We start from the raw sequence: 13,377 nt of genomic DNA on the forward strand, positions 1-13,377 counted from the left end.
GTTAGAAAAAGAGCAACTCTCTCTATTTAAAGCACTAGACACTGTACTACCGAGCAAAATTCCGGCTTCCTGAGATTTTTACGAAAGCAACAATCTTTACGAAAACAGCCTCTATAAAACAAAACGGATGAAACCACATGGGTTTCATCCGTTTTTTATTTTTATTGCAGATACGCATTAAAATATCTAGTAATTGCTACCGCAAAGTCTCCTCTTGTTACTTCAGTTGCTGGAGAGAAGCTTGCCTGTACAGTTGGTTGTAGGTCATACGGACCTTGAACCACACTGAAGCTCGCATTTAAAATATTTAAATCTAATGCTAGTTGAACATAGCCTTTTAGCTCTGCCGGAATATCAGCTTGATCTTTTAATGTCACACGCTCATTACCATACTGAACCGTAAGATTGCCTGTTACATTTTTTGCCTCAGCTTCTAAACCAAGTGCCTGAACAAGTGAGTAAGCCAGTTCAGCTTTTGTGACCGTTCCATTTGGAGCAAAGCTACCAGCCGCTTTAGGAAGAACTACTCCCTTGAACGTGTGATTCACGTCACGGAATGCTGCACCTTTTGCTGTTACAGCATCAATAAACGGTGCATCTGCTGCACTTACATCATTAAATGTAGATGCTTCCGGTAAAGCTTGACGGATTTCTGCACCCATCACTAAGTATTTTGCTAAATCTTTTCGAAGTAATTTAGCATTTGGTTTAAAGCTTCCATCACTATTACCATCAACTAGTCTCTCATTTACAGCAGATTTAATCGCATCAGCTGCTGGATGTCCCTCAATATCATTAAGTCCTGAGAAACCACTTACTTTTGTAAAAGCAAGTGTACCTTTTACAAGCTCTGGTGTTGCTGCTCCTAGTGGGTTTACCACGTTACCTCTTAACCCTCTAACCTCAGCAGTCCATTCACCTGGTGCTGGGTTAGTGACAGAAACCGTTCTATCATATTCAAGGGCGAACAGTAAAGAAATCCCTGAACTATATTCTGTTCCATCTGGTGAAATTAAGACAAGATTGATTGGATTTCCTTCGCCAATTAATCCTTCACCGCTTACTTTTGCCACTAGGCTAGAAAGACCAGCTTCTACATTGAACTTGTAAGAGTTATCAGATACTAGTGTTAATGGATTATAATCTACTGAAAAGTCTTGACGTACTGTCTCACTTTCCACATTGCTATTAAAATCGTTGTATAAATTAACTGTTTTACCATATGACTTATTTGTAAAAGCCTTGTCAACTGCTGCATAGGCGTTAACATATCCAGCACCTACTTCCCAAGACTCATAACCTGGCATATTTGTTGCTGTGTCTTGAAGTAATTGTTTAATTTCAGCTGGTGACAACAATGGATTCGCTTCTAGTAAAAGAGCAACAATACCCGCTACATGTGGAGTAGCCATAGATGTTCCACTCTTCACAGTGTAGTAAGGTAGGTAGGCTGTTTCAATCGCAGCTGCGTCTGAATCTGTAGAGATTAGGTTTAACGGTGAAACCGTCTTAGTTGAAATAACATCTACACCTGGTGCTGTCAGCGTTGGACGATCTTCCCATGTCCACTCTTCACCGTCGATTGTGAACGTACTACCAACACCTTTAGTACCACGAGATGAAAAGTCTACTAGAGTTCCGTCATGTTGACCTGCAGCTACAGAGATAACCCAAGGAGCTTTTGCATATGGATTATGTGTGTCTTCACCTGGTCCTGAATTTCCTGCTGCAAATAATACAGTAATTCCACGGTCATAGGCTGCTTTACTCGCAATATTGATTGGGTTAAATGGATCAAATCCACCTGAAGAACCCCAAGAGTTCGTAATAACACGAATATTGTACTCAGCTTGATGAGTGATTGCGTAGTCAAAACCACCGATACCATCAAGAATAAGTAGAGCACCACCGGAACCGTATCCAATCAGGTCAGCGCCTGGGGCAACCCCTTCATACTTACCACTGGACATTGCGCCCGTTCCACCTACAGTACCAGCTACGTGAGTACCATGTCCGGAATTAGTGTCAGTGTTGATTACATCCTCCACATAGGAAACTGGTAATAAAGTAGGTTCTAATGCATTTAAGTTAGTCGTACCTAAAACGTTCTGTACAAGATTTCTACCAAATTCATGGTCCTTATGTGTACCGTCAATCCCGCTATCATTGACAACAACACCGATTCCCTTACCTGAAACAGGAAGGCCTCCGTTCAGCTTACGTAAACGGTCATCTTTACGAGCCTTATCCACTCCAGTGATAGAAGTGTCTACATCATTTACAAAATCAAGTTTTTCATTTAAGTAGATTGATAATACTTGATCATTTGAAGCTAATTTCTCAATTTGAGACTTAGTGGCTAAAATCCCCGCCATCGGAAGTGAATGTAAGGTAACACCTGTTTTGACACCCAGTTGATCTAAAAGACTTAACTGATCTTGAGTTGGTGCACCTTTAGATTTAAATGTAACAATAACCTGATGTGGGCCTACATCAGAGAGAGCTTTTTGTAATGACTCACCAATGACAGCTACACTAGATGCCTGTGTTGGTGCTGTTGTCGTAAAACTGATTGAGCAAACCATAACGATCGCAAGAATAAGACTGACAAACTTCTTCACTTTCCCTTCACCCTTTCCTCATGTATCTTTTTACACACTACCATTATCACAAGAAAAAGGGCCTAAACCTATTCCACAAAGGGCGTAAATTGGCGAAACAGGGGTACTATCTTTGAGTCGTACAAAAGTATTATTAAAGTAGTACTGACAGTTACCGCTTTAACGAATTAACGCATTGGGGGCCAGGCCCCCAATGCGTTAATATGTTGAAGTATGTTATCTCTTTATCTTTTAGTACCCTGCATAGTAACGAGTAATCGCGACTGCGAAATCTCCTCTTGTTACTTGAGCAGTTGGCTTAAATGTAGCTGTTACTTTTGGTTGTAGATCATATGGACCTTGAGTTACGTTGAAGTAAGCATTTAGGATGTTTAGGTCTAGTGCTAATTGAACATAACCACGAAGGTGTGATGGTACGTCTGAAGCGTCAGAGATGGCAACTCTTTGGCTTCCGTATTGTACAGTTAGCGTGTCATTGTTTCTTGCTACTGCTTCTGCTTGAAGTCCTAGGTTTTGAACGAGTGTGTAGGCAAGCTCTGCACGAGTAACACTATCATTAGGTGAGAACTTTCCATCTGCTGTTGGAAGGATCACTCCATTTCCATTGTACGCTACATCACGAAGGGCTGCTCCTTTTGCTACAACCGCTTCAGCAAATGATGCATCTGCGCCTTTTACATCTTTAAAAGTTGCTACACCTGATAATGGAAGGTATTGTCTTACTCCTGCACCCATGACAACGTATTTAGCAAGATCAATTCGCTTTAAGTAGTCATTAGGACGGAAGTTTCTAGCAGAATCACTATCCAGTAATCTTTCACTTACACCTAGTTTTATCGCAGTTTCAGCTGGATGACCCGCGATGTCATTTAATCCAGTAAAACCAGTCGCTTTCTTAAATGCCAATTCCCCAGAGATTGTTTCATCTAATGCGACTCCATCTAATCCTTCTAACTTCACTGTCCACTTTCCAGCTTGAGGTGACGTTACTTGAACCGTACGATCTGTATATATCGGGAATAATAAGTAAATTCCTGAGCTATATTCCGTTCCATCTGGTGCAACTAAAACAAGATTAACTGTATTTCCTGTAAGTCCTATTAATCCGTCTGCGCTAATACGAGCTGTTAGTTCCGTTAATCCTTGTTCTACGTCAAATGTATAAGAATTACCTGTTAAATTTAATGAGCTGTAGTTGATTGTGAATGGCGTTCTCTCTGTATTCATATCAACCTTTGCATTAAAAGTTTGGTTCGCATTGACTGTTGTTCCGTAATCACGGTTTGTAAAAGCTGCATCTACTGCTGCATAGGCATTCACATACCCAGCCCCAACTTCCCACTTCTCATAACCAGGCATGTTTGTAGCAGTGTTCTGTAGAATAGTTTTTACCTCACTAGGAGATAAAGTTGGATTTGCTTCAAGTAATAAAGCAATAACCCCAGCTACATGTGGTGCAGCCATCGATGTTCCACTTAATGATAAGTAATATGGAAGATGTGCTGGATCAATCGTCTCCGCATCTGATGAAAGTCCTAAATACATAGTAGGATCAACCGTTGCTGCTCTCGTTGAAACGATATCCTGACCTGGAGCTGTTACAGTAGGACGGTCTTCCCATGTAAATGTTTGGCCGTCAACAACAACTGTTCCACCTTTACCATCTACTCCACGAGATGAAAAGTCAGCTAACTTTCCTTGCTTTGTTCCAGCTGCTACTGTAATAACCCAAGGAGCCTTCTTATAGTTACCAGAAATTGTTGATTCGCCTGGTCCAGAGTTACCAGCTGAGAATACAGTTACAATTCCACGATCATATAGCTTCTTTGTCGCTACGTTAATCGGATCGAATGGATCAAAATCAGTACCCGCATCACTTGTTGTTCCCCATGAGTTTGTGATGACACGAATGTTATATTCAAATTGGTGAGTAAGCGCGTAGTCAAATCCACCTAGAGTATCTAAAATTGCAATTGCTGCGCCAGAACCGTATCCAATTATGTCAGCTCCTGGTGCAACTCCTTCATATTTCCCACTAGACTTAGCACCTGTTCCCCCAACAATACCAGCAACATGAGTTCCGTGACCACCCGTTAAATCAGTCGTTACCACGTTCTCTTGGTATGTAATCGGTAATAAAGAACTAAGTGAATTTAAATTGATTGACGCCATTACGTTTTGAACCACATGGCTTCCATATTCTAAATCTTGGTGAGTACCGTCAATTCCACTGTCATTGACAACTACTCCAATTCCTTTACCAGATACAGGAAGACCTCCATTTAACTTACGTAATGTGTCATCCTTACGAAGTTGGTCTACACCTGTAAGTTCCGTTCCAGTTGCGTTTTCGTATTCTACCTTTTCATTATCATAAATAGAGAATACTTCAGAACTCTTTGCAAGAGCTAAAATTTGCTCAGGTGTTGCTAACACACCAGCAAATGGTAAATTTTTAAATGTTACACCCTTTGTAATCCCTAAATCAGACAATAGCTTTAATTGGGACTCTGTGGGAGATCCGTCACCGCGGAATGTAACGATTACATCAATCGGCTCAATTTTTGTTTTTAAGATGTCTGTTAAATCTGGATCGATAACCCCTTCTTCTAGGGAGTACCCAGCATTTGTGACAGGAATGGCTGTGTAAAAAGTAGCAATTAAAAGAACGAATGAAAACAATAGTGCCTTTAATTTCAAAATAAACCCTCCTACTAATAATTTTTACCCATTTTCCTTATTATCTAATAGTAAAGTCCCTACGGCTATTCTGCTTATGGGGTAACTTTTTTGAACATAGGTACTATTCTGTATACTACTTTAGTAGTATATAGAATATTCTGAATTAACAAGAGACTAACTACGTAGTCTCTGGCAAGTTTACTAGTTGATGCTGAACAGCATAAATGACAACCTGAGACCGGCTTTTTACATTCAGCTTTTTAAAAATTTTACTAACATGAATTTTTACCGTTTTATCGCTAATGTACAATCTCTCGGCAATTTCCTTATTACTTAATCCATCTACCAAACACTGCAGAACTTCTTTTTCACGGTCTGTTAGGGTGTTATCTTCATCCTCTTGGCTTTTTTGTTGGTGAAAACTTAACAACTTTTTGGTCATCGATGGGTGAATAACTGATTCACCTTTTGCCACGGTGCGAATGGCATCAATCACTTGATCAAACGGAGCATCCTTTAATAAATAACCATCGGCTCCTTCACGAATCGCTGCCATAAAATATTCATCGTGACTATGCATCGTCAAGACTAGAACCTTTTTCTCCGGATAAAGTTTCTTTAAAATCCCCGTCACTTCCACACCATTCATCTTCGGCATATTGATATCCATCAGGACCACGTCAGGGTTACATTCCTTCACCTTATGAATGGCTTCCTCACCGGAAACCGCTTCACCTACAACTTCAATATCATTCTCTATTTCTAACAGGTTTCTCAAACCATCTCTTAGTATGGCGTGATCATCCACTAACATTAGCTTGATCATATTCAAACCCCTCCTCTATTCCCATTCGTGGAACCATCATCGAAATCTCTGTTCCTTGCTCTGGCTTACTGTCTATTTGTAATGAAGCACCAATCCGTTCTGCCGCATCATTCATCTGCAGAATTCCAAAATGAGGCTCTTTTTGTGCTTTCATCATAGCTTCCACTAACGAAAACCCTACTCCGTTATCTTTGACACGTAGTAAAATATGTTCTTTTTGATAACTTAATAGAATTTCTACCTTTGTGGCATGGGCATGCTTGATAATATTTTGAACACTTTCCTGAAACGTATCGTATAAGATTTTTTCAACCATAGAACTTAATGACAGGTTTTCACCTCGTTCTTCATAGGTAAAGCTAAGACCCGTCTCTTTTTCAAATACTGTTATTCGTTGCTTAATGGCTGATTGCAGACCAACACGTTCTGTTATATACGGTCTCAATGCATAGATCGACTGTCTGATTTGTTTTAAGCTGCCTCGCAGTTTATCCATACTATCTATTACTAAAATTTTAGTTTCTTCTGGTGATTTTTCCCATTTCCTTTGAGCCGTTTCTAGCTTCATTAGGGCCCCCGCTATCGTCTGAGCCACTCCGTCATGGATATCACGGGCGATTCGGTTTCGTTCTTCTACTATACTTCTTTTCTCTTTTTCCTCAATTAATAATCTCGTTTTAAGAATAACTGCAAGCTGATTGGAAAGAGTAGCAATCGCCTGTATTTCTTCGTGTCCAAAGGCTTTTGTTCTACTTCGTGCTATCGCAAATACGCCAACCGTTTCCTGATCTATCACGAGAGGGGCATACACAAAACTTCTTTGTTTTTGTTCAAAATAGATATCCGTTAGAAGTGATTCATATTTTCGATCGGTAATGACTAACGGTACTTTTAGCGTTTGAAGCTGTTCCACCATTTCCATTGTGAGTGGTTTTGTACTTACCTTTCCTTTATGCGAACTCATTTTCCATTTGCCGTTTTCATTTGTCCATAAGATCATAGCCTCTACATCAATCAACTCATGAAAACTTGTTTTTAACACATCCAGCCAATTATGATCCGGTAGCATTTTATTTAAATTGGAAGTAAGTGAAAACAATGCTTTTAACCGAGTTCTTTCCTTTCTTATGCGAACAATCGATGAGCTTAGTAAAGCCAGTCCCACAAGTGGAGAAAAGAAGAAGAAAAAAGTGAATACATCTATTTGTCCCCTGTTCTGACTACCTAGGATAATAAATAGACAAGCATATACAAAGGATATTCCAAGACTATTAAGCTCTGAAAGAAACTTTTGCTTCCATACTTTATAAGGATAGTGTTGAGGTCTTAAAAGTAGGACAATATCCACAATTAAATTATTTACAATGTAAAAAATGATGGACATGAGGGCGAGCTCTACGATTTGTGAGAAAACCGTATTGGATAAACTGATCCAGGAAGTCATTATATAATCAGATATAACAGCTCCGATATATAGACTTAATAGCAATTGCGATGGATTAAAGAATATTATCCGTAAGGGGCGTCGCTTTATAATACTAATCAAAAACATCACTAATGCATAACTGAACACAGCAATGGGTAGTCCATAAATAAAGTAGATAACAAAAACGACAGGAAAACTAATAGAAGAGAAGCCTCGCCATACTGGCATTGGATAATATTCACATATTAAAAAAAAGATAAGAAGTAAACCATAAATCCAAGGGTCGTTCCATGTATCAATGGCAATTAGCTGTATACCCACACAAAACCAACCAACCAATGAAATCACTGTCATAAATATACGGTCAGGACTATCTATAAAGGAAAACATTTGCTTTTTTGTCACGAAATCCCCACCTATGTACATGTATTATACTAATATTCTGTTAATTTATATCGTACCTCATTTTTTGCATATTAAAAAGCCCAAACTGGTCGAATGAGCGAAGCACTAACCAACTTGGGCAAAACCTTTTGAAAGGTTTATTATTTCATTTTGACAAATTTTTGCAAGAAATACTATTACCCTAATGGTCTATCATACTAGTACTAAAGTATTATTTGGTAACGATTGGAAAAGTTTTACCCGTTCGACAACGTTCAGCAAAATTCACAGTTTTCCCCTGTTACCATAAGAACAGGGGGGATCAGCATGGATATCATGAAACCATTACTACCAATAAAAGATAAAATTATTGCGATTCCAAATATAGAAGTTGGAAAAGATATTAAGCAATTTTTCGCATTTTTTCTCGTTCAATCTATTGTATTTATTCTAGCTACACCATTTGCTCTATCCGTTCCTGCTTACTTATTTATACATAGTGCATGGTCGTCAGGATGGACTGCTTTTTTTATTTTTATGCTAGCGAGTATTATTTTTCTAACTTGGGTCTTCATCTCTGTTCTTTTCTTTTATTCCATGACAGAGCCTAAAACATGGCCCAGATATGTCGCCTTTTTTTGGCTCGCTATTTTAATAGGTACCTTCTCTTCGTGGATTGTATTTTTAGATTCTCTTTCTTTACTAGGTTCATAAAAAAAATTTCATTTTCCTTGTAACCTTTTACTAGAATAAGAGTCTAATTATGTAAAGAGCGCGTATTTGGAGGAGTAAAATCATGCAAATGAAAACATCATTCATGAATGTTTCAGTAAATGAAGAAGATCTCATCAAATTAACGGAAGAAGAACTCGACCGCTATTTAGATGATATTGTGATGGATGCCGTGTTTCAATATTTTACTGATGACTGGTTTGAGTGATTATATAATTTGTCATGTTTATTTTTCTACTTAAAAAAGCTTCTCTCCATACGAGAGAAGCTTTTCTTGTTTATAGCTTACTATTTTCTATAATATATTCAATCAGCTTGAGAATATCTGCTTTGTCGGTTTCGTTAAATAGTTTGCTGTTCATTTTCTCAAGGTGTTCACGTACCTTTTGCAGCTCTTTATATGCTTTTTCTCCTTTTTCACGTTCTACCTTTTGAAGTTTGGCTGTTGTCGAAGTCTTCATGCCATTGTTTGCATCGGCTTCTTGGACAAATATTTTTACATTGTATATGGTTGGTTTTACGACTGTCACATTGACAGTTTTTACATCTTCAACATTTCCAACACTATCTGTTGAGCGGAACGTAACCGTTGTGTTACCTTCTGCATCAACAACGATCCCGTTGTTTGCTTGGTAAATATTCCATTCTCCGTTGTTCACTTGATATTCTGTTTTACTTACGCCCGCCATTTGATCTGTAGCTGCAAGATGTAATGTTACATGATCAATATAGGCTCCTGTTGATAAATCCCCTTCTGGTAAAGAGTATGTTGTAACCGGTGCCTCAACATCATTTTTCTTCAATACACCATAAATAGAGAAATGAGAGACGGTAGTAACTAAGTAACCATCTACAATCTTCGTTGGTTGGTATACCCATGTCCCGTTATTATAATGATAGATACCTAGGCTATTTTCCGTACCCATTGAAGAATCATATGGGAACTTCAGCGTGACTTCTCCATCAAATGTATCAGAAACGTGAATATCTAGAATCATACCGGCGATAGAATAAGCACCGTTGTTAAAAATTAGATCTTCCGTAACAACTGGCTTAAGGGTAACAGTGACAGGTGTTGAATTTGAAAACACTGCTCCACTGAAATCAATGACTCCACCTTCTGGTAATTTTACTTCTTTTGCTGTTTCACTTATTGGCATCACCTGAGAAATGCGACCTTCCGCAACATAATTGATTGGGCTGTTATTAAAACTTTTCACAAACTCTACTGTTGCATCAAGATCAATCGGCCCTTGTACTGGGTTTTCTCCAAGTGCACGAAGCTTATATTTATCCCTGCTATGCTCATACATGTAATTGTTCACTGTAACAGTGTAAGTAGCTGTCTTATCAATCTTTGACCCATTTGGTAGATAGATATCTACTACTTTATTCGTTGAAATATCCCACGTGTATCTGAATCCTCCAATAGATACATCTGGACCATACGATGAAAATTGAGCATTAATCATCTGTTCTAGATCTGCACCGGTAATCTCCACTTTAATGAGAGTATTTCCAAAAGGTTGGACATTGAACAGTTCAGACCACGTAATTTCTCCAGCATTAATATTGTCCCGGATTCCTCCACCGTTCATTAATGCAAAGTCAGATTTCATCGCCCAAGCCATTCCGTCCGCAATAAGGTTTCCTAACGCATTATCACCAATAAGACCTTTTGCTGCGTAACCGCCTTTTAACTCTTTCCCAGCCATACCAATTACTTGATTCATAATTTCTGCCGTTTGTGCAGCGTACTTAGCAAGAATTGCTTCAACCTCTGGGTCTGGAGTGATTCCAGCTTGGTTTACATATACGATTTCTGCATTCTTTTTTACAATGTCCTTTGTAGTTGAATCTATTTCTATATCCACATCTGAAAATGCTTTACCATAGTCTAACGCTTGAACAATTAACTTATTATCAACGACTGCATTTACAATCTCATGGTTATGTGCAGCATAGATAATATCAACTGCATCATGTACTTCATTTGCTAAGTCTGCTGCATCACCTTTTGCACTTTCTCCTTCTTGTGAAGCTGGCATGTGAGCTAGTACGATAATGGCTTCAATCCCCTGAGCTTGTAGTTCATCTACTGCTTTATTTACTGCTGTAGCTTCATCAGAAAAATAAATATCCTGTATTCCAGATGGAATTACCATATTCGCCGTAGCTACTGTGTTAACTCCAATAAATCCAACCTTCACTCCTTCAACCTCATACACGGCATAAGGAGGTAAAATGGGTTGGTGCGTTTCTTTTGACATACAGTTTGCACATAAATTAGGGAAGTTCATACCATCATAGTTTTCTGTTCCTTTACCACCTGGATGATCTCCACCATTAACCATACGTAAAAATTCTTGAGTCCCTTCATCAAACTCATGATTTCCAACCGTACCAAAATCAAAGCCGATCGCTTCCATAATTTCTACCGTTGGTTCATCTTGAAGTAAAGCGGAAACAGGTGAGCTTCCACCAATCATATCTCCAGCATGAACAATTAGTGTATTAGGGTTTGTAGCCTCACGTTGCTTTAAGTAAGCAGCTACGTAATCCATTCTCCCTACTGATTCCATTGCACCATCACCATTAGTATCAACTTGATACATTTGGTCAATCTTGCCATGTAAATCATTTAAGCTTAGTAATTGTAAAGCAATATTATCTTGAGAACCATTCGGATCCTCTACAGGTTGTTCTGCAGTTACTGCCTTATATCCATTCGCTTCTGCTTCTTCTGGACTTGCAAAGAACACTCTTTTTTCTACAGGTACTTCATTGAAGTCAGCAGGTTGCACATATCGTTTTGTATCTGAATTCCCTACATAACGTGATAAGCCTTTACCTTGCTCTCTTGCACGGAATTCAAATGGTAGTTCAAGAAGAGGATTAGCTAGGTTCCATATTCCAATTCCAGCATCTTTTGCCTCTTTTACAGCTGCTTGGAACATCGTATAGTCAGCTTCATCTCCAACTGGCCATATGAAATAAGTTACCGCGTTTCCTGATTTGACCATTTCAAGGTTTGTGTTAAGACCATCTGATTTACGAATGACCTGTCCTAATAAGCGACCATACGCATCAGTTGCTTCTTCCCCAACCTTAATAAGGATTTCATCCCCAGCTTTTAATAACGTGTTCATATATGCTTTTGCAGCATTTCCATACTCTAATTGATTTTGATCTAACTCATTTTTAGGTGTATGATAGGTTTCCGCTGTATCAATGTTTACATAACGAACTGTATCTGCGCCTAAAACAGGTATCTCAAGCTTAATGGTGTCACCATCTGTTACAGACTTGACGATAGATGAATAGGTTCCCGCTTGTGAAGGTGCTTCCGGTTGTTCACTTGCTAGAACAATATCTTCAGCTTTACGAGGAATAATTTGATACGTGTTATATTGACTGACAATCGCTGTAACCTCGTACCATTTACCTTTTTCTAGCGCAGTAATGGCATTTGTTCCTTGCATAACACGAAGAGTCGTGCTGTTAAAATCAGCATCAATAAACGATACATTATATCCACCACCAGCAGGTGAACTAGGAACTGATGATACGAAGCCTGTTAATTTTACTAATTGACCTTCTAGTGGTTCTGCAGTTGTTGCAGATTGTAATTCTGCTAAATTGATAGATTTTGGCTGTGGCAGCTCTTGATTTTGAGCTAACACTTCAATTGATGTAGGGATAATTTCTTTTAATTTATTATATTCAGCAAGAGATCCAGTAATTTTAACTAAATCTCCTTCTTTTAGATCTTGAGATGTCGAAGAGTAGATGTTGATTCCAGCTGTCTCATCTTGAAGGTACGTTGATAGTTTACCTCCACCAATGGCAGAGTTATCAGCTGTCACTACTCCCTGGATTGTTACGGTTGTATTGTTTGTCAGTTTACGTGCTTCTAAAATTGAGATGGTTGTTGATGGGTCTGGTTGTGGGTCTGGCGTTGTTGCACTGTTATGTGAGCCTAAATATGTAGTGGTATCCTTTGGATGAACATCCCATTCAAGACTTGGATCAAATACGTCAGATGGGTCTGTGTCGCCAGAGTAAATACTAGCTCTACGAACAAGAGTATCATCCTGCGTCACTCCACCCCATTCCGAACCTGGGTCAAATCCAACTTGTCCAAATGAGTCAATAACTGTTTCAGCTTTTTTAAGAACGATTGCGTCATCGCCATTGAAGTTAGCTACACTTCCGTTTGTAACATCAGCCTTCGCTAAAATCTCTGCATTAGCACTCGGATGTGCAATAACTACTTCATCTCCACTCCCTAATATTCCATTAAGTTTTAAAGTGGCTGTTGTAGTTGTACTCCCGTTAAAGTAAGTCTCTACTGAGTAAGCCGATAAATCGACTTCCGTACCTGTCCCGTTGTATATCTCAATTGCTTTGTTAAAACTGCTACCTTCAATATACTCCGAGATAAATAAATCTGTAGCCTTAGTTCCCGCTGCTGCCTTCACCCCTGGAATAGCTGGTGTAAAAAAACTAACTAAAAACGTAAAGATTAATAGAAAACTAGTCATTCGTTTTGAAGACCTCAATTTCATTCCCCTTCCAACTGTTTTTTAGTAGGATTTTTTCCACAGATCGTTATTTGGATTCCTACACCACCAAACTTACTATAATACAAGATTGTTAACATTACTTTACACTATTGTAAAAATGAGACAAATATACTAGATATG

General features: G+C 38.7%; 7 protein-coding genes. 2 read left to right on the top strand and 5 right to left on the bottom strand.

What is annotated here, in order from left to right:
* Window positions 1-161: 161 nt before the first annotated feature.
* The 4 genes from LT143_RS15670 to LT143_RS15685 all read right to left on the bottom strand — a co-directional run bounded on the left by LT143_RS15670 (window position 162) and on the right by LT143_RS15685 (window position 7,960).
* Window positions 162-2,621, bottom strand: coding sequence for a S8 family serine peptidase (locus LT143_RS15670; RefSeq protein WP_246944355.1), 2,460 nt, complete (start codon window positions 2,619-2,621; stop codon window positions 162-164).
* 231 nt (window positions 2,622-2,852) lie between these two features.
* Window positions 2,853-5,321, bottom strand: coding sequence for a S8 family serine peptidase (locus LT143_RS15675; protein WP_246944359.1), 2,469 nt, complete (start codon window positions 5,319-5,321; stop codon window positions 2,853-2,855).
* A gap of 160 nt (window positions 5,322-5,481) precedes the next feature.
* A complete protein-coding gene (locus LT143_RS15680; RefSeq protein ID WP_246944362.1) occupies window positions 5,482-6,129 on the bottom strand; it encodes a response regulator in 648 nt (215 codons plus the stop codon).
* Complete coding sequence (locus LT143_RS15685; RefSeq protein ID WP_246944364.1) at window positions 6,104-7,960, bottom strand: histidine kinase; 1,857 nt, start codon at window positions 7,958-7,960, stop codon at window positions 6,104-6,106. The genes LT143_RS15680 and LT143_RS15685 overlap by 26 nt, the downstream gene beginning before the upstream one ends.
* Before the next feature lie 306 nt (window positions 7,961-8,266).
* Here LT143_RS15685 and LT143_RS15690 point away from each other — a divergent pair, with 306 nt between their 5' ends.
* Together LT143_RS15690 and LT143_RS15695 are read left to right on the top strand one after the other, a co-directional pair.
* Window positions 8,267-8,653, top strand: a complete 387-nt coding sequence (locus LT143_RS15690; protein ID WP_246944366.1) for a hypothetical protein — start codon at window positions 8,267-8,269, stop codon at window positions 8,651-8,653.
* Between the two features lie 82 nt (window positions 8,654-8,735).
* A complete protein-coding gene (locus tag LT143_RS15695; RefSeq protein ID WP_246944369.1) occupies window positions 8,736-8,879 on the top strand; it encodes a hypothetical protein in 144 nt (47 codons plus the stop codon).
* Window positions 8,880-8,949: 70 nt separating this feature from the next.
* On the opposite strand, the gene LT143_RS15700 is transcribed toward LT143_RS15695, so the two are convergent.
* Complete coding sequence (locus LT143_RS15700; RefSeq protein ID WP_246944372.1) at window positions 8,950-13,233, bottom strand: 5'-nucleotidase C-terminal domain-containing protein; 4,284 nt, start codon at window positions 13,231-13,233, stop codon at window positions 8,950-8,952.
* Between the last annotated feature and the right edge of the window lie 144 nt (window positions 13,234-13,377).

The sequence above is a fragment of the Bacillus pinisoli genome, from assembly GCF_023036475.1.
Classification (GTDB): Bacteria; Bacillota; Bacilli; order Bacillales; family SA4; genus Bacillus_BS; species Bacillus_BS pinisoli.

What these genes read in the sequence shown, in the direction of transcription:
- LT143_RS15680 (WP_246944362.1), bottom strand. Translation starts at nt 6,129, where the DNA reads ATGATCAAGCTAATGTTAGTGGATGATCACGCCATACTAAGAGATGGT.
- LT143_RS15690 (WP_246944366.1), top strand. Translation starts at nt 8,267, where the DNA reads ATGGATATCATGAAACCATTACTACCAATAAAAGATAAAATTATTGCG.
- LT143_RS15695 (WP_246944369.1), top strand. Translation starts at nt 8,736, where the DNA reads ATGCAAATGAAAACATCATTCATGAATGTTTCAGTAAATGAAGAAGAT.